General features: G+C 53.0%; 11 protein-coding genes and 1 tRNA gene. 3 read left to right on the top strand and 9 right to left on the bottom strand.

All coding sequences use genetic code 11. The annotated features are described in order from the left end of the window. Nucleotides 1–49: 49 nt before the first annotated feature. A complete protein-coding gene (locus tag H7U12_RS10045; RefSeq protein WP_186636868.1) occupies nucleotides 50–2,170 on the top strand; it encodes a CehA/McbA family metallohydrolase domain-containing protein in 2,121 nt (706 codons plus the stop codon). A gap of 307 nt (nucleotides 2,171–2,477) precedes the next feature. Here H7U12_RS10045 and H7U12_RS10040 read toward each other — a convergent pair whose 3' ends face one another. The 4 genes from H7U12_RS10040 to H7U12_RS10025 all read right to left on the bottom strand — a co-directional run bounded on the left by H7U12_RS10040 (nucleotide 2,478) and on the right by H7U12_RS10025 (nucleotide 5,060). After that, nucleotides 2,478–3,344, bottom strand: a complete 867-nt coding sequence (locus H7U12_RS10040; RefSeq protein ID WP_186636866.1) for a hypothetical protein — start codon at nucleotides 3,342–3,344, stop codon at nucleotides 2,478–2,480. Between the two features lie 117 nt (nucleotides 3,345–3,461). Continuing rightward, nucleotides 3,462–3,719, bottom strand: a complete 258-nt coding sequence (locus H7U12_RS10035; RefSeq protein ID WP_186636864.1) for a hypothetical protein — start codon at nucleotides 3,717–3,719, stop codon at nucleotides 3,462–3,464. 494 nt (nucleotides 3,720–4,213) lie between these two features. Continuing rightward, a tRNA-Arg gene (locus H7U12_RS10030) sits at nucleotides 4,214–4,287 on the bottom strand. A 77-nt stretch (nucleotides 4,288–4,364) separates the two neighbouring features. Then, on the bottom strand, nucleotides 4,365–5,060 hold the full coding sequence (locus tag H7U12_RS10025) for a TVP38/TMEM64 family protein (RefSeq protein ID WP_186636862.1): 696 nt from the start codon (nucleotides 5,058–5,060) through the stop codon (nucleotides 4,365–4,367). Between the two features lie 126 nt (nucleotides 5,061–5,186). On the opposite strand from H7U12_RS10025, the gene H7U12_RS10020 reads away from it, so the two are divergent. Further along, nucleotides 5,187–6,326, top strand: a complete 1,140-nt coding sequence (locus H7U12_RS10020; protein ID WP_186636860.1) for a cystathionine gamma-synthase — start codon at nucleotides 5,187–5,189, stop codon at nucleotides 6,324–6,326. 470 nt (nucleotides 6,327–6,796) lie between these two features. Further along, nucleotides 6,797–7,480, top strand: coding sequence for a hypothetical protein (locus H7U12_RS10015; protein WP_186636846.1), 684 nt, complete (start codon nucleotides 6,797–6,799; stop codon nucleotides 7,478–7,480). A gap of 242 nt (nucleotides 7,481–7,722) precedes the next feature. Here the strand turns inward: H7U12_RS10015 and bglX are convergent, their stop codons facing one another. From bglX to H7U12_RS09990, 5 genes are all read right to left on the bottom strand, one after another. Then, complete coding sequence (bglX, locus tag H7U12_RS10010; RefSeq protein ID WP_186636844.1) at nucleotides 7,723–9,984, bottom strand: beta-glucosidase BglX; 2,262 nt, start codon at nucleotides 9,982–9,984, stop codon at nucleotides 7,723–7,725. Nucleotides 9,985–10,060: 76 nt separating this feature from the next. Beyond that, a complete protein-coding gene (locus H7U12_RS10005) occupies nucleotides 10,061–12,175 on the bottom strand; it encodes a family 16 glycosylhydrolase (RefSeq protein WP_186636842.1) in 2,115 nt (704 codons plus the stop codon). Between the two features lie 66 nt (nucleotides 12,176–12,241). Further along, complete coding sequence (locus tag H7U12_RS10000; RefSeq protein ID WP_186636830.1) at nucleotides 12,242–13,624, bottom strand: PKD domain-containing protein; 1,383 nt, start codon at nucleotides 13,622–13,624, stop codon at nucleotides 12,242–12,244. Nucleotides 13,625–13,652: 28 nt separating this feature from the next. After that, the gene (locus H7U12_RS09995; RefSeq protein ID WP_186636828.1) at nucleotides 13,653–15,239 is read right to left on the bottom strand and encodes a RagB/SusD family nutrient uptake outer membrane protein; all 1,587 of its coding nucleotides are present in this window, start codon (nucleotides 15,237–15,239) and stop codon (nucleotides 13,653–13,655) included. A gap of 11 nt (nucleotides 15,240–15,250) precedes the next feature. Further along, nucleotides 15,251–18,331 carry a SusC/RagA family TonB-linked outer membrane protein gene (locus tag H7U12_RS09990; protein WP_186636826.1) on the bottom strand — a complete coding sequence of 1,027 codons (3,081 nt, stop codon included), beginning with the start codon at nucleotides 18,329–18,331 and terminating at the stop codon, nucleotides 15,251–15,253. Nucleotides 18,332–18,572: the final 241 nt, after the last annotated feature.

Below are 18,572 nucleotides of genomic sequence, written 5' to 3'. Positions count from 1 at the left end.
CTGCTATCTATAGTTTACCTGTCCACTAACCATCTTCTATTCTTATTCTATGGTTTTTTGTCAAAACAAGTCGGTTTCATTCTTAATAAAATGGGGTAGTTTTCTTCTTTTATTTTTTGTTTGTGCATTGGATTTAAGTGCACAGCACCTTGTAGATGTCTCTCAGTTAAATAAGCGGACTGGAGTAAAGGTGCAGGTAGAAGGTAAGCTGATAGATGTTAAATGGCCTGCGGGTAAGAACGGAAAAGGAAGGATAATATTTGATCTTGAAAAGAGTATGCCCTTGTTTAAAAGCGTGGGTATGGAGTCAAAAGATGGGTTTAAAGAAATTGCGGCAGGGCTTGATCCTGCTTTCATTCTTACCATCGGGAAAAGAACCTTAGACCCAAAAAGCGGAGGGTGGGACGTGTTTTTTGACCGTGTTCCTCAGAAGCCTTATAAGTCTTACTTGCTAGGCTTTGACAAGCGCTCTGCAAGCGTAAGCAGTTCAGGCGCACATACCATCATTCGCATTTCTGGTATGCAGGCAGCCTCCTTCAAGGGGGCGCTTGAAATAACCTTATATACTGGCAGCCCTTTATTCAATGTAGCAGCTGTCATGACTACAGAAGCTGATTCTACAGCCATTCTATATGATGCCGGTTTGGTAAGTAAAACCCAGGTTTGGCAGAATGTGTCCTGGTCAGATGTGAAGAATACGCTTCAAACTGCAAAGGTGGCTCATGGAACGGCTGCACGAAATCAGGAGGTAAAGTATCGTACCATCATCGGGCAAAGCAAGGAGGGAAGCATCGCGCTGTTTCCTCCTCCCCACCAATATTTCTACCCTCTGGACGAAGCTTTCAATCTAAAGTTTACCTGGTGGGGGCAGAACTATGGAAACCTGATGCTTGGCTATGGAATTGGCATCCGGCAAGATCCTTTAGGAGACAGACGTTTCGTGCCATGGTTTAACGCACCGCCTAAAACCAATCAACGTTTAAACTATTTCTGTTTGCTGAATGCCGGCAGCCCGGCGGCAGTTTTAGAGGAAGTAAAGAAGTTCACTCATCATGATTCCTATGTTCCGCTGCCGGGCTATAAAACTATGGCCAGTCACTTCCACAATGAGTTTATCATGGATGTGGTGCTAAAGGGATTACCTGTGCCCGAAAAACCCGAATTCAAAGAAGTCTTTGAAAAAGCCGGGGTGAATATTGTGCATCTGGGAGAGTTCCACGGTCCAGGCCACCCAAAGGGGCCAGATGAAGAACGCTTGAAAGAGCTGCAAGCGCTTCATGAACAATGCGCCCGGCTCTCTGATAATAACTTCCTTTTGTTGCCGGGCGAGGAGCCTAACAACTTCTATGGCGGCCATTGGCTAAGTTTCTTCCCTAAACCGGTTAACTGGATTATGTCAAGAAAGCCCGACATGCCTTTTGTTTCAGAACATCCCCAATACGGGAAGGTGTACCGGATAGGGAACAAAGATGAAATGCTGAAATTGCTAGAGCTGGAGAACGGCCTTGCCTGGACCGCGCACGCCCGCACGAAGGCTTCAACCGGATATCCCGATGCCTATAAGGAGGAAGGCTTTTTCAAGTCTGAAACCTTCATGGGAGCAGCGTGGAAAGCTATTCCGGCCGACCTTTCTTTGCCAACCTTAAGCAAGCGCGTCCTCAATCTCCTTGATGATATGGCAAACTGGGGATTGAAAAAGCACGTGATTGCGGAGAGCGATATCTTTACGATTACAGAGCAGAACGAGATGTACGCCCATTTAAACGTAAATTACCTGCAGCTTGATAAAGTCCCTAATTTTAAAGACGGGTGGCAGCCAGTACTAGATGCAATGCGACAAGGAAAGTTCTTTGTCTCCACCGGAGAGGTACTTCTACCGGAATTTACCGTTAATGGCAAGAAATCCGGAGACACGGCTAAAATCTCTTCCTCCGGCAAGACAAAGATTGTTCTTTCCGCTGATTGGACCTTCCCCTTGAACTTTGCGGAGGTAGTGTCAGGCGATGGAAAAGAAGTATACCGTGAACGCATAAGCCTAAATAATACCTTGGCATTTGGGAAAAAGCAATTTGAATTTACGGTTAATCTGGCGAACCGAAAATGGGTAAGGCTTGAACTATGGGACATTGCCGCGAACGGTGCCTTCACGCAACAAGTTTGGTTAGAATAGCATTGAGCCATATTTATATATGGCATTTGTTTACTTGTTAAGTCTCTTCATTTACTAATGACCCTGGCTGAAACGGCTACTAAAGTAGAAGGAGGCAGATAGGTATATACCGCAGAGCTAGCTAGTATCTTCTACTCAATACCTTGTATCATTATCGAGATAAAAATTTGTAAATAGAATAAACTTTTGGTTTACGTTATGTACTTGGAAGGTGTTGCTTCTGGCTTATGCCGAACAAATCAATGAAGAAGTAGCAATAAGTAGTGGATTGGAGGAAGGGTTGATCCCAGAAATTGATTGCTTACATTTATTGCTGTTCCAAGTATTCCAACTTATGGGTAGTGTCATCAAAATAGATCTCTGTGGGATAGCCGGATTTGTTATAGCTATATGAAAGTGTAAACTCCAGAGTTGATGTGTAAAGAGTTTGTGTGTATTTGATACTAACCGGGTTGTTGGGGCTTAGATGGTAAATGAAGCTGTTGAGATAAGGATGGGGAAGGCCATAGGGGGCAAGGATAGAACCTAATTTATAGAAAGGGTTTTTCTTGTCATCATAGGTTATAGCCATGTCGATCACAGCAGGTTCCTTGACGCCGGAATTGATTACGTGAATGCGGTACCGGATCACGTTGCCCTTGGCGTCATAGTCAAAGACATGGTCAGACTGGATGCCTAGCGATGGCGGCATGCTTTCCCTGATTGAGCTGATGCGCCCCTGATTGTCATATGAGAAGTGGTAGTTTAGGGTATAGTGGTAATTGGCAACGTCACCGGCCCACTTCTCTGTTAAGATTATCAAGGATAACCTCCCGCTCGCGTCATAGGTGATGTTTTGGCGCTTGTCCGCAATTGTTGAAGGGCTAGGGTTTTGGTAGCTGTCTATGAGGGAGGCCATCTGGGACAGGCGGGCCAGATCATCGTAGTCAAGCAGGGCATTGACCATAACCTTGCCGTTGGTATCCGTTTCCTTGTAAAACTTTAATAGTTCTCCATGGTAGTCGAAGGTAACCGTCAATGGGTAGCCTGGGCGCTCAGTGCTAGTCACTGTCAATTTGGAGAGTTGCAGTTTTTCGGGCAATGGCACAACCTCCTCCTCTTCCTTGTCATCGGAGCAGGAGATTGCCGCAAAAGAAAGCAGCAGGAACAAAAGGAAGGGTATAACGTTTTTCATGTGTTTTGTAGAAATCAGCCTATAAGCCTTCTGCTATTTTCCTCTCAGTACCTCTATCAACTCCCTTCAGCCGCTGCTCAAACTTTGGTAGTGCTGAGTTTACTTCTGGAACAGTAGTTACTTCCCCAAATTATCCTTGCTGACTTTATGTGTGGTCTCGAAATCACCCTTACGCCATCCGACATTGGCCATGTTCGTATTGATAATGTAGGCTCCAGACTCCGTGTCCAACACAATCACGCCGTTTACTCCGACCTCTGTCTGGAACCTGCCGCCTTGACCAGGGGAACTGTCCTTGAAGCTGAAGCCCATGATCAGCAGGGCGGCGCTCAGGAACCCGATTGCGAGTGATTTGAAGTCTAACTGGTTCTTCATACAGGTAAGGGTTATGTTTTTATTTGATTTAAACTTCAACTTGTTTTGAGCCACTTTTCCCTAAAACGCTACTTCCCTTCAGTACCTCTATTCAACTTCTCATTATCCTTCAGCCGCTGCTGCAGGTTTGCTTTTTCTATTGATTTATATCTAACCTAATCTAATATCCAATATAGGGAATAATGCAAACTTAGTAAGTTGAGTTCGCGCCAGAATATCTAAATAGAGTAGGAGTTTGCCCCTCGTGTGAATTTCAAAAGATATTCTCCAAGATGCAGTTATAAGAAATGGATGAATCCTCAGTCTGCTGCAAGTTCACCGGAAGAAGGCCAAAACTATACTGCAAAATATGCAAAAGTTAGTAATACCTCTAGCGGAATAGAGGTATTTAGAAAGATTCTAGGGTGGTCATTGGATGGAGGAAGAGCTGCGGCAGAAACCCGTACCCGGTAAAAACAAAAACCGCTCCCAGATTGTCTAGAAGCGGTTTTGTGTGGTCGCGTAGGGAGTCGAACCCCAAACCTTCTGATTCGTAGTCAGATGCTCTATCCAGTTGAGCTACGTGACCTGTTATTTGATGATGCAAATGTAGAAGCTTTTACGGTGCTGCGCAAGCATTCGGCTGAAAAAAAGTTTAAAAAATTGCTATCTGCTTCTAGATAAGGCCTTTTTGATGGCGCGGTTCAGCAGAAAATAGATCCCGCCCAGGGAGATTACCACCAACGCACCCAGCAAAAGCTTGCCCGAAGTGCCCGCATTGGGGTCTTTCAGGAGCGCCAGCAGGTCCTGCGCCTGGGTGCCCACCCAGAAAAAGAAGAGCGTGCGGGGCAGCATACCCAGCATACTCGCCAGAAGAAACCGACCCCGGGGCACCTGCACCAGGGACAAGACAAAGGTCATGAACGCAAAAGGCAGAACCGGCGAGATGCGGGTCAGGATGATCAGGCTCAGGCTGTGTTCGCGCAATTCGTCCATCACGCCCTCGGCTTTGGGAAACTGGTGCAGGAAAGCCGTCATCTTGCCGTGGTCAATCAGGCGGGCCACCGCGTAGCCAATGAGCGCGGCCACTCCGTAGGAAATCACTACGCCGGGGAAAGCGCTCCAGCCGAATAGAAAGCCCGTGGCCAGCGCCACAAAAGTAGTGGGCGTGATGGCAAAGGCCATGGTGAGGGAGACCACCAGAAAATACAGGAGCACCTGCAGCGGCGACAGCGTCTGTAGAAAGTCCTGGTTATGGTAGAGCCAAAGGGCTAAGCCAGAGCTGGCCAGCACCGGAACCACCACCAGAAGAAGAGAATAAAGAAGCGTACCAGTGTTCTGTTGCAGGAGTTTCTTCCACATAAGCGTCCGAATATCGGGTATTTTTAGGAAAGTACGGGTAAAACGGGAGGGAGGGTGACGCGCGGGCGGCTTGGAAACTTATAGGCAATTTCTCTAACTTGCAGCAAGACCACCGTATAAGACTCTATGAAATTCGGAACCAAGACCATACACGCGGGCGTAGCGCCAGACCCAACCACCGGCGCCATCATGACGCCCATCTACCAGACTTCTACCTACGTGCAGCGCTCCCCCGGCGATCACCAGGGCTATGAATATTCCCGTACCCACAACCCCACCCGCAGCGCGCTGCAAAGTGCGCTGGCCGCGCTGGAGAACGGGAAACACGGGCTGTGCTTCGCCTCGGGCATGGCCGCCACAGACTGTATCATCAAAATGCTGAAACCCGGCGATGAGGTCATCGCCACCAACGACCTGTACGGCGGCACCTACCGCATCTTCACCAAGGTGTTCCAGGAGTACGGCATCAAGTTCCAGTTCGTGTCCATGGCCGACATCAGCAGCATTGAGCAGTATGTGACCGAGAACACCAAGATGGTGTGGGTGGAGACGCCTACCAACCCGCTGCTCAACATCATTGACATCAAAGGCGCCGCCGAGATCTGCAAGCGACGCAACCTCACGCTGGTGGTGGACAACACCTTCTCCACGCCGTACCTGCAAACCCCGCTGGATCTGGGAGCCGACATTGTGATGCACTCGCTCACCAAATACATGGCCGGTCACTCAGACGTAGTGATGGGCGCCATTGTGGTGCAGGACGATGAACTGGCCGAGCGCCTGGCGTTCCTGCAGAATGCCTGCGGCGGCACGCCCGGACCGCAGGACTGCTTCCTGGTGCTGCGTGGCCTCAAGACCCTGCACGTGCGCATGCAGCGCCACTGCGAAAATGGCAAAGCCGTAGCCGAGTACCTGCGCCAGCACCCCAAGGTGGAGAAAGTGTTCTGGCCCGGTTTCGAGAACCACCCCAACCACCAGATCGCCCGCGACCAGATGCGCGATTTCGGGGGAATGATTTCCTTCGTCCTGAAAGGCGACCGGCAGGAAGACGCCATCCAGGTGCTGGAGAAACTGCACTATTTCGCGTTAGCCGAGTCACTGGGCGGCGTGGAATCGCTCTGCGGGCACCCGGCCACTATGACGCACGCCAGCATTCCGCAGGTAGAGCGCCTCAAAGGTGGCCTGTCGGACTCGCTCATCCGCCTGAGCGTGGGCATTGAAGACGTAGAAGACTTGATCGCTGACCTGGAGCAGGCCATCGGCTAATGCTTGATGGAGTGGGCGAGTGATTGAGTGAATTCAGATAACTGAATAGAAAAAGCCTGTCTGGTGTTGTGCCGGGCAGGCTTTTGTTTTGGGCCTCTTTTCCTAAAAATAGCCCTAAAACGGGCAAGTAGCTGCAACATGGTGGGCATATCTTGTCTCAGCCTTCTCATCCCGTGCGTTACCCAATGTAGGGGCAATCCCTTGTGGTTGCCCTCTTCGGCCGCAGAAGCAATGGGCAACCACAAGGGATTGCCCCTACGAGAAGCCAATAATTCAACTGACGCGAGAGAATGGGGAAGAGCATTTTAGGCCTATTTCTAAGAAAAGAGGCCTAAAACGCGAAACTGGCTTCCGCCGATAACCTTCCAAAATGCTACTTCGTTTTTATAGAGAAAGAAGTTCTGGCCCCCTGGTAGCGCCAGAGTTCACGCAGGAGAAATCATTGTAGGTGTTAATGGAAAGGAGCAACCATGGTGTTAGCGAATTGCCGGGCCCAGTTTACTGCCGCTGATTTTGAGTTTGTAGCCCGGGCCCTCTCCCACAAGGGTAATCGGGTGAGTTTGGTGGAGTTGCTGAGTGACCCCGACTGCCGTGACGAAATGCTGGACCACGAGGCGGTAGCCAAGGCCTTGTTGTCTAAAACGGGGCAGGTGGCGGTTTCACAGCAGCTGTATTTCTACGTGCTGGCCCGAACGGCCCTCCGGCGGCAGGGCATAGAAGACCGCGACCTCGCCGATTACATGGGCGCCCTGCTCTGGCGCTTCTCCACGGTGCAGCACCTGCACTCGCCCCATGATAAATTGCCCCACCAGTTCCATTACATTGTGGAGATGCTGGAGGCCCTGGCCAATGCCTCGGCCGCTGAGGCATTCCTGATCAGGGTCCACATCGGGAATTACGCCTTGTTTCTGTCGGGGATGTTCCGGTCCTGGATTGAGCGCCGCCAGCAGCGCGGAGCCCCGGATTTCTCCTTCTATGAAGAAGTGGGCCGCACCAGTTTCCGGACCGCGGCGCACCACCGGCTGGCCACGCAACTGGAATTAGCCCAGATCTACCATCAGCTCGCCGAAGGATTTCAATACGCCCGGCTGGCCCTGAACGAACTGGCCCACCAGGTCTGGAACCCAGAGGCGGAGCCGCCGTTCAAACGGTAACTCCTTCGCAAGTGCTGCTTTTCCAGTAGGCCATTTTAGGCTTTATTTCCGGAAAACGGCCCTAAAACGGAACGCAGCGAAGAACAGCAACATCCGGCAGAATTCTAATCCTGCCTCGTCTAACCACTTCCGGGAGGCGTAAAACTGAGAAGAGGAACGGGTGATCATCAAAAACGCCAGCGGCAACCCGCTGGCGTTTTTTGGTTCGTTTACGAAAAAGAGGCTTAAAACCGATGCCCCGTTTACAGGGAAGTCAGGGTGAAGGGCAGCTCCTGGACGTCTCGGGAGTTGCCGCCCACCATCACTTTGAAGTCGCCGGGTTCTGCGCCAAAGGTCATGTCCTGGCGCCAGAAAGACAGATCGGCGGCGTTCAGGGTGAAGGTGACGGTTTTCTTCTCGCCGGGCTTAAACGAAAGCTTCTGGAACTTCTTGAGCTGTTTCACCGGGCGGGCGGTGCTGCCCACCAGGTCGCGGATGTAAAGCTGCACCACTTCCTCGCCGGCTACTTTTCCGGTGTTGGTCACGTCTACCGTTATGGTTAAGGTTTCGTTGCCGGACATGCTGCTCTTGCTCAACGTGGGTTTGCCGTAGCTGAAAGTGGTGTAACTCAGGCCGTAACCGAAAGGGTAGAGCGGCGTGTTGGGAACATCGCGGTAGCGGGATTTGTACACGCGTTCGCTGCCCGGCTCGGAATGGTTGCCATCGTACATGCGGCCGGTGCTTTTGTGGTTGTAGTACAGCGGCAACTGCCCCACGGCTCTGGGGAAGGACAGGGGAAGCTTGCCCGCCGGATTGTACTCCCCGAACAGCACGCTCGCGGCGGCGTTCCCGGCTTCTGAACCCAACGACCAGGTGGCTAGGATGGCGGGGATGTTCTGGTCCAACCAGTTCAGTTCCAGCGCCCGGCCACTGCTCACCAGCGCGACAATAGGTTTGCCGGTTTTGTGGATTTCCTTCACCAGGTCCAGCTGATTGCCGGGTAACCCGATGTCGGCGCGGGAGGCGCCTTCGCCGTTCATGACCGCGCTTTCGCCAATGGCCATGATCACGACATCGGCTTTCTGGGCGGCGGCCACGGCCTCGGCGAACAGGGCGGTAGAGTTGGTATACAGGTCACAGCCCTGGGCGTAGGTCACCTCCGCGCCTTTGGCGTATTTCCGGATACCTTCCAGAAAGCTCACCGCGTGCTGCTCCTCCCCGAAGAAAGACCAGGTGCCATTCATATCAGCTTTGTTGTTGCCCAGCGGCCCGATGACCGCAATTCTTTTCACGTTGGCGGTGAGCGGAAGCACGTTGCCCTGGTTTTTCAGGAGCACGATGGATTTGCGGGCCATGTCAAACGCAGCGGCCAGGTTTTCTTTGGAGCGGATCTCCTTTTTCTCCCGCTTGGTGTCTGAGTACAGTTCTGGTTTGTCAAACAACCCCAGCTTGAACTTGAGCCACAGCACCCTCCGCACCGATTCGTCCAGCACTTTCTGGTCCAGTTTGCCGCTTTTCACCAGCTCCGGGATGTAGCGCAGGTACGCATCGCCCATCATGTCCACATCGGTGCCCGCTTTCAGGGCTTGTTCAGCGGCTTGCGCGTGGTCTTTGGAATAGCCGTGGTGCACCATCTCGGTGATGTTTTGCCAGTCTGAGATCACCGCGCCGGTAAAGCCCCACTCTTTGCGCAGGATTTGCTGCATGGTAAACATGTTACCGGTGGCCGGTACGCCATTCAGCTCATTGAAGGACGACATGAGGGTAGCTGAGCCGGCATCCAGCGCCGCCTTGAACGGCGGCAGGTACACGTCGCGCAGCAGGTACTCAGAGACATCGGTGGTGTTGTAATCCCGGCCCGCCTCGGCGGCACCGTAGGCCACAAAGTGCTTCACGCAGGCCGCCATGGTGCGCGGATCGGCCAGGTCTTTGCCCTGGAACCCTTTCACGCGGGCGGCGGCAATGAGCGAGCCCAGATACGGGTCTTCGCCGGCGCCCTCGGCGGTGCGGCCCCAGCGCGAGTCGCGGGTAATGTCTACCATGGGGGCGAAGGTGAGGTTGATGCCGCCGGCGGTAGACTCCAGCGCCGCCACGCGCGCGCCGTTCTCAATGGCCGCCAGATCCCAGCTCGCCGATTCGCCCAGCGGAATCGGGAAAATGGTTTTGAAGCCGTGGATGATATCGGCCCCAATCAACAGCGGGATGCCCAGGCGGGATTCTTTCACGGCAATGCGCTGCAGCTTGCCAATGTACTCGGCCCCGTGGGTATTAAATAAACCTGTGATCTCGCCTTTCTTAATTGACTCGTTGATTTTGGTAAGTTGCGAAGCGTTGGCGGTAGGGCCGGTATTGAACATCTCGCCCACCACAAAGTTGAGCTGACCTGCTTTCTCTTCTAGGGTCATTTTGGCTAAAAGGGCCTCAACTCGCTTTTCTATGGGTTCTTTTGGGGGCGGCGTGGTGAAAGAAGTAAAGGTGACACAGGTAAGACTAAGGGCCAACAGGGTGACGGTAAATCTTTTCATGGAGTTTATGTAAGGTAAAAAAGGGCGTAGCTTTTCGGTTCTCGGTCTGGAGAAGGCAAAGGTAGCGCCGGAAATGTTATAAAAGCTGGTTCTGGATGAGCAGACGCTTGGTGAACACGGTGTTTTCCGTTTCTATCTGACAGAGGTAAAGCCCGGAGGGTAGTACCGAGGTGGGTTGCACCTCAGCGGTGGATTTCTCTCCCCGTTCAAAAGAAACCACCAGGGGAACTTCCTGACTGCTGGCGTTGAACAATCTTACCGCTTTGATCTTAAGGTTGGCGGGCAGCCGCAGGAAAAACCGGTTAGCCGCGGGGTTCGGGTACACTACCACTTGCCGGGCAAGCTGCTCTTCCCGGACTCCGCTGATCACACCCGCCACGGTAGCAATGTTGGAGAAGTCAGCGTTGCCGGAGGCGTTGAACCCCTGTACTTTGTAGAAGGCCTCCCGGGTGCCGGCGGCATCGGTAAAGGTTCTGGTATTGGCGGGTAAAGACGCAATCTGAGTGTAATCGCCGTGGCTCTGGCTGGCCTTGAATACCTTAAAGCCCTGTTCATTGGCGGCATTGTCTTGCCAGTCTATCTTAACGCCAGTAGCCGCCAGGGTGGCGGCTACGTGGGAGGCCCGGTTAGGGAGGGTAGGAACGGCGGGCAGAAGGCTGAAGTGGTCAAGCCAGAGGGTGTCCTGGCCGGCGCTTCCAAGAAACCCGTAGTTCACCAAAAGCCTGATTTTACTTATCTCCTCTGGGTTTACCTGGCCAGAACCGGTGCCGAACAAAGGCTGGTAATTGAAATAGTAGGTGTAAAACTCGCCATCATCAATCAGAGGTGCCAGGCTGAATACCTGATTGCCGCCGGTCACTTTACCGGCGGCATCCATCAGATCCAGCCGTAGCGAGACCTTTCGGCTTTTATTGAAGGTTTTCACGGCAGCGGCCAGCACCGGGTACCCCGTCATGTCTATGGGGTTCTCCAGTTCATACAGCACGTTGGGCAGGTTGGCGGGCGTGGTCACCTGGTACTTAATCTTCAGGGCCTCCGGGGCCTGGCTCAGCTCAAAGGTGCCGCCTGACGTGGTGAGTTGGGTGGTGGGGAACGGGGAAAAGCCTTCCAGGAGAAAAGAAGTGCCGCTGGGAACCGTCTTGGTTTTCACCGTCATGGTCTTGGAATAGGTCTGGCCGTTGTGTTGCACCTCCACCCGCACCTGCCCAGACCGGTTTCCCCAGTTGACCACCACCTCCGGCGAGTTTCCCCCGCTGACCACTGTTGCTCCCGATGGAAGGGTCCAGGTATACGTGGCGTTGGCCAGACGGCTGGTTTTGAAGGTAAGGTTCTGGGCGGCGGGCCGCACGATGGCGGGACCGGTGAGCGTAAGTTCCTTGAATTGCTGGTACACCCGTACGTAGTCCACTTCCATGCGCGTGCTGGTGAGCCTGGGATCGATTCCGTTTTTGAGGCCATTGCTTTCCAGGGTAGACTCGCTGCCCATGTTTCCGCCAACGGCGATGTTCATGATGAGGAACTGGTCTTCGGTGAAAGGCCAGGTTCTGGCGTCTTTCACGGCTGGCGCGTAGGTGTAGTACAAGGTGTTGTCTACGTAGAACTTGATGTCATTGGGAGACCATTCGGCCGCGTACACGTGGAAAGCGGTAGTGGCATCGGGTACCTGGGTGGAACCCACGTTCTGGGTGTTGCCAAAGCTGGACGGGGTGTGCAGGGCCGCCTGTACTTTGCCCGGTAGCCGGTCTACGTATTCCATGACGTCAATTTCGCCGCAGGCAGGCCATCCTTTGGTGGTGATACTTTCGCCCAGCATCCAGAGGGCGGGCCAGGTGCCCACGCCCGGGGCCAACTTGGCTCTGAACTCCACCCGCCCGTACGTGAAACCGAATTTGCCCTGGGTTTTCACCCGGCCCGAGGTCCAGTTGCCATTCTGTTTAAGAGCCTCAATCACCAGCTTGCCGTCTGACTGGCGTACGTTGGCCAGCTGGTTGGTGTAGGATTGCAGCTCGCGGTTACCCCAGCCGTTATCGCCATTGCCCAGGTCATAACCCCACCAGGTAGGGTTAAGCGCGCCTTCGCCCTCAAACTCGTCGCTCCAGATTAATTCATTGTACGTGGTGGTCTGGGCCGCTGCCTGTAAGCACAGCAAGGTGAAGCAGAGGAGAAGTGCTAAATAAGATAGTTTCTGCATTTTAGGTCTGTTTTTAGGAAAGTAAGCCAAAAACGGAAGGCCTCTGGCTTACTTTCCAGTGAAGGTTTAAGGCATCAGGCGGAAATCATCCAGGTAGAAGATGCCCGGGTTGAAGTGCCCTTCGCCCCCAATCTGCACCACAATCTTGTCAAAATCGGTCCGGTCTTTCACGGCGCTGAAGTCAAACGTGAGCTCCACCCACTGGTCCATTTCCGTTACCCGTTGGATGACCTCGGCCTGGGTGGTGTAGGCATTCCCGCCCAGCAAAGAGTTCTGGAGTTTCACGGACACCTGTTTCTGCAGCGTTTTGACGGCCCAGTCCTCGGCCCCGCCCATGGCGTTGTAGTCGTTGAAGGAGGGCATGAACACTTTCAGTTTGATGATGTGGCGCTGAGACAAATCAATGCGGTAGCCTAGATCAATGAAGACGTTGGCAAACTCATCGGCTTGGCCGGCGCGTTTGGTGTAGCGGGCCACTTTGTCTGAGGTGTTGAGGCCTATCTGGGCGGGGTTGTCGAAGGTCTCAATGAACACGGCTTGGTCGGTGGACCAGGTGAAGTTGCCCGGCTCGTCAAAGGTGTCGTTGATGTCTACTACTTTGAACGGCTTCTGAACCACCGGTGGAGCGTAGCCTTTGGGCACCAGCACATAGTTGCGGACCCCGGCGCCGCCGCAGCACACTTTCCTGATGTGGAGCCTGTTTTCGGAGAGTTCCATGACTTCATACGTGCCCTGGTCATCGTCCCAGGCAATGGTTTCGCCGTTGCTCACCGATAGTATGGTCTTGCCATTGTCCTGAGATAGGCTCCAGTTGCTGGCGACCGGGGTAGCCGGCTGCGGAACGCATTGGTTCTCTGCCCCGTTGTTGATGCCCCACATGGCACCTTTGCTTTTGTTCTCAAACTTGAAACCGGCTAAGGAGAACGTGTATTCGTCATCCTTCATGCAGTCGTTCTGGTCTGCCAGGGCCTGGCTCCACCAGTTGTTTCCGCCGTTGACGATTTCCCCGCCAAAGTTCATAGGACCAGTAGGGGCGAAAACCCAGGTTTTTCCTTCTAACTGGCTCGCACCACCGGTAAGGAAATTGTAATCTTCCCGATCCAGCATGAGCGGGTTGGTTTTCTCGATGTTGATGGTTTTGCTGCTGCTGGCTGAACCACCGCTGGTGTAGATGGTGAGCTTCACCGTGTAATCGCCGGCCAAAGGGTAGGCTCCGTCTACTTCCGCTCCTTCGGCACTGCTGCCGTTCCCGAAATCCCAGATGGCCTTGAACCCGGGAGCCGTACTTTTAAAATGCACGATGTTGGGGTTTTCGGTATCATACGCATGGGTAAAGGTCACCTGCTGCGGGGTGGGGGGAGTGCCTAACTCCGGGTCGTCCAGTTCACAGCCTGTCCACACAAAAGAGGCCAGAAACAGGAACGTGATATAAGTTATATATTTCTTCATGATCATGTTTTATTGGTAGGATGTGAGATTAATACCCGGCGTTTGGTTTGAGCACCCCTGCGGAAAGGTCAATTTCACTCTGCGGAATGGGCAGGAACCCTTTTCTGGCTGGGTTAAACTGGAGGTTGAAATCACTAAGGGTGCCTACATAGGAAGCTGGCAAGGTAGATCGGTTAACCGTGATGGCCGCATTGGCTACAGCGGTCCCGCGGCGCAACAAATCCCAGTACCGGTGGCCTTCCAGCGCGAGCTCTAACCGGCGTTCCTGGTAGATGTTGTCCAGGGTGGCAGGCACTGGGGCTAAGCCTACTCTGGCCCTTACGCGGGTTAACGGGACTTGTGCGTCACCGGTACCGGTCATAACCATAAGTTCAGAAGCCATTAGCAGCACGTCAGAGAACCGGATGGCGCGGTAGTTGTTTCCCCAGTTCAGCTCTAGTTGGCCCCCAGAGGGCCTGTATTCTTTGGAGGTGGTGTACTTCTGGCTGAAATACCCCGTGTGCTGGTATCCAATGTTCAGGTTGTCTTTGCCCCCTGCCAATTCGGTTTCAGCTAAGATGGTGGCGTCTCGGCGCGGGTCATTTGCTGCAAAGGCGTCATACAATTCTTGGGTGGGAGTGGCAGTACTCCAGCCAGCCAGATAGTTTTCAATACCCGTGTTTTTAATGCGAGGCCCTTGCTGCTGCGGCTGCATGTTGCCTTCACCGCCTTGTACATAGCCCCAGTCAAACCAAGGGTTTTCGTCTGAGTAGGAGATTTCCCACACAGACTCTATGCTGAACTCATTGGCTCTGGTGAAGTTGTCTGCATAATTAGGCAGAAGGTTGTGACCACTGGAGGCGATGATGTCATTCAGGTGCTGGAGGGCTGCCTGGGCATTTACGGTGGTGCCGCCTGCCTGCAATTCTTGGTTGTATACTCCTTTGTAGAACAGGTAGGCCTTCGCCAGCAAGGCTTTAGCGGCCCATTTGGTGGCCCGGCCGGTGCTAGTGCGTAAGTCAGACGCAGGCAAATCTGCGATCGCATCGGTTAAATCCAGCGCAATCTGATCATAGACTGCTTTAGGCGTTGCCTGGGGCTGGTTGTATTCAGAGGCAATCTGCGGCGCTAAAATCAAGGGAACGTTTTCAAACAGGCGCACCAGATCAAGATAGAAGTGGGCTCTCAGGAACTTGGCTTCGGCAATGGTTCTTTTCTTGAAATCTTCAGGAGCCTCTATGCCTTCTATTTTCTGGAGTAGGGTATTGGCCCGCGAAATTCCGATGTAGTGCTTTTTCCAAAGACCTTGTACCTCACCATTGGTGGTCAGGATCTGGTGCCGGTCCATCTGCAGCAGCGAGGGCTCTGAGGAAGGCTGGCCCGCTGAATAGGCATCATCGGAAAGGACATCCAGCACCAGAGGAGTAGGATGGAACCCGATGACCGTATTCCACTGGAGAACATCATACACCCCAATCAAGGCTTCGGTGGCATCTGCCTGCGTTTTATAGAAGGTCTCTTCAATTCTGGTGTCTAGCGGCTCCTGGTCAAGAAAGCTGTCGCAGCTGGTGGCGGTAACCCCCAGGAACACACCTATGAGAAGTAATCTGGATGTTTTTTGAGTTATATTTTTCATGGAGGTTGGCATTAGAAGGTGGCGTTGAATCCTACTCTGAAGGTCTTGGACTGCGGATACACTCCGCGATCAATTCCAATGTCAAGGCTGCCTCTGGCTCCTATTTCGGGGTCAAATCCAGAGTAGTCGGTGAAGGTGAGTAGATTGTCGGCTGACACGTAGATGCGTAGTTTCTGGAGATGGATTTTTGTGAGAGCCGCAGAAGGCAGATTGTAGCCCAACTGCAAAGTTTTCAACCGTACAAAGTCTCCGTCTTCCACATACAGATCAGATAGCTTGGTGTAGTTTCCGTTGGTGTCATTCCAGGTGAATCTTGGGTATTCATTGGTGCTGCCCTCGCCGGTCCAGCGGTTCAGGAATTTGGTCTGCATGTTGGCCCTTGGAATGTCATAGCGCCGGATACCATTGAAGATCTGATGACCGAAGGCACCGTTGAAGAAGGCGTTGAGATCGAAGTTTTTGAAGTCAAATCCCAAATTCAGGCCCAAAACAGCTTTAGGCGTAGGGTTTCCAATTTTGGTGCGGTCATCGCCGGTCAGTTTGCCGTCGTTGTTCAAGTCAACAAACCGCACATCGCCGGGTACGGCATTAGTCTGCAGTGACTGCGCCTCTACTTCGGCCTGGTTCTGGAAAATACCGGCGGTTTTATAGCCGTACAAATAACCCACGGGTTCCCCCACCATGCTGCGGGAGGCTACGCCATAAGTGGAGAAAGAAGCGCCCTGGAGAATTTTCTCAGCGTTGTTGATGCTGGTTACCTCGTTTTTGTTGATGCTTCCGTTAATTCCCACGCTGTATCCCAGGCTACTCACGTTGCCGTTGTAGTTCAGGGCCAGTTCAAAGCCCGAGTTTCTGACGGAGCCCCCGTTAACCGGAGGGGCATTGTAACCGGTGCTTCCTAAGATGGGAGGCGTCACCAGCAAGCCTTTGGTTGATTTCACGTAGTAATCTGCGGTAACAGAGAGGGCGTTGTTGAAGAAGGCTAGATCCAAGCCCACGTTGGTCTGTTCTGACGTTTCCCAGCGTAAGTCTGGGTTGGCGGCGGCTTCAGCGGCGGCACCGCTGGTGTACCCTCTGCCGGTAGGGGCATAAAAGCTGTAGCCTCGTCCAACCCCAACTCGGGCGGCCCAAGGGTAGAACCCGCCGATCTCTTCATTTCCATTCTGCCCCCAGGAAGCTCTTAACTTGGCGAAATTGAAGGTGCTGGATTGCGGGAAGAAAGGCTCATCAGATAGCACCCAGCCCGCTGAGAAAGAAGGAAAGGTGGCGTACTTGTTGTTTTCCCCGAAACGGGAAGAGCCGTCTCTCCGCACGGTGGCTGAAAACAGATACCGGCCTTTGAAACCGTAGTTCGCTCGCCCGAAGAAGGACAGCAAGGTTCTTTCGCTCGCCCCACCCGTGGCAATGGCAGTTCCGGCTCCTACGGCCAGGTTCAGGTAAGCCATGTCCCGGTCAGTGGTGACCAAACCTGTGTTGGAGCCATACAACCCTTCGTTATGGGTTTTCAGGGCCGACGTTCCTGCGGTTAAGCCCAGACTGTGGTCACCGAACTCTTTGTTGTAGTTGAAGTAATTTTCCGCCTGCCAGGTGTAGTACCGGTCTGTGCCCCTGGACACCAAAGCCGTCCCGTTTTGCTGGGCAGCGTTCAGGAAGTAAACCGGGTTGTAATTGCTGGACACTACATAGGCCAGGTCGATGCCTAAAGTAGACCGGAAGGTGAGGCCTTCCAAAAGCTTCAGTTCACCGTAGATGTTGCCCACCAGCTTGTCTACGTTGGTGAGGCCGTTCATGACCTGTAGGCGGGCTAATGGGTTCACCACTTCTTGTGACACAAACGGGGAGATGCCAAAGACCCGGCCCTGGTCATCCCGCACTACGGGGTTGAGCGTGTAGGTGGTTTGGGCCAGTTTTGCAGGATCTGTTTCATAAACAGGCGTCATGGGGTCAAGGTTGAGGGCGTTGCTCAGAATCCCGCCAAATTCCTGGTTGGCATCAAAAGCTCTTCTTTTAATGTGCGTATAGGCTAAGTTGGTTCCGAATTTCAACCAGCTTTTTACCTGGTTGTCGGCGTTCACCCGGGCCGTGTAGCGCTGGAAGTTGGATTTGTCGCCACCCACAATGCCGTCCTGATCAAAGAAGGAGAGGGCCGCTGAGTACCCAGATTTCTCATTGCCGCCGTTAATGGTGACCTGGTGGTTCTGAATGAGGGCATTCTTCTCGAAAATAGCATCTTGCCAATCGGTGCCTTCCCCAAACTGGGACGGGTCAGCGAACGGAGGGGGAGAACCCGCATTGGCGGCTCCTTCATTCATGATGGTGGCGTACTCGCGGGCGTTCAGAAGCTCCAGTTTCCGCCAGGGATTCTGGATGCCCACATAGCCGTCATAGGAGACGTTCATGTTGCCGTCCCTTTTGCCTTGTTTGGTGGTGATGAGCACCACGCCGTTTCCGCCCCGGGCTCCGTAAATGGCCGCCGAGGCAGCATCTTTCAAAACTTCCAAGGATTCAATATCGCCGGGGTTGAGGTAGTCAATGCCTCCCACTGGAAACCCGTCTACTATGTACAGCGGACTTGAATTGCCGGTAGAGCCGATGCCCCTGATGCGAACTGTGGGCGCATCACCGGGCTGACCGGAAATGTTGGTCACCTGTACGCCCGCTACTCTGCCCTGTAAGGCTTGTTCAATGCGGGTGACCGGGGTTTGGGTGATTTCCTCTGGCGTAACGGAAGAGATGGCCGAGGTGACTTCGCGTCGGAGCTGCGTTCCGTAGCCCACTACTACCACTTCTTCCAAAGCGCGCTGGTCATCTTGTAAGGCGATATCAATAGTGGTTCTGCCATTGATGGGTTCTTCTTTGGAAACGAAGCCTATATAAGAGAATACCAGGGTGGTGCCGGTGGCGGGAGCCTGAATCTGGAACCTGCCGTCTACGTCTGTGGAAGACCCGGCGGTGGTGCCTTTCACCACGACACTTACGCCGGGTAACGGTTCCCCGCCCCTGGCTGAGGTGACGCGCCCAGTAATAGAAGTCTGGGCAAGAGCTATCCCACAGAGATGGCATAGCAAGAGTACTAGTAGCTTTTTCTTCATGTGTAAGATTGGTTAGTTCTTTAGCGGTTAAGCTGCCATAAATGTAGAGGAAGCTGGGAGGTCTCTCCTAGCAAGACGGTACATCATAACTACATCAGAGGCGCGTAAACCATTACATCAGAATTACATCAAGTAGGTAAAATCTCCCTTTTCAGGCTGTTTGTGCGGTAATTATAAAAATTTGGAGTAAAAATTAATTTTTAGCAATTACATCAGTACATTTAAACTAGATTATACAAAT

It is taken from the genome of Rufibacter sediminis (assembly GCF_014269285.1).
Classification (GTDB): Bacteria; Bacteroidota; Bacteroidia; order Cytophagales; family Hymenobacteraceae; genus Nibribacter; species Nibribacter sediminis.
Note: the sequence above shows the minus strand (reverse complement) of the source record. Positions and strands in the feature narration are given on the sequence as shown.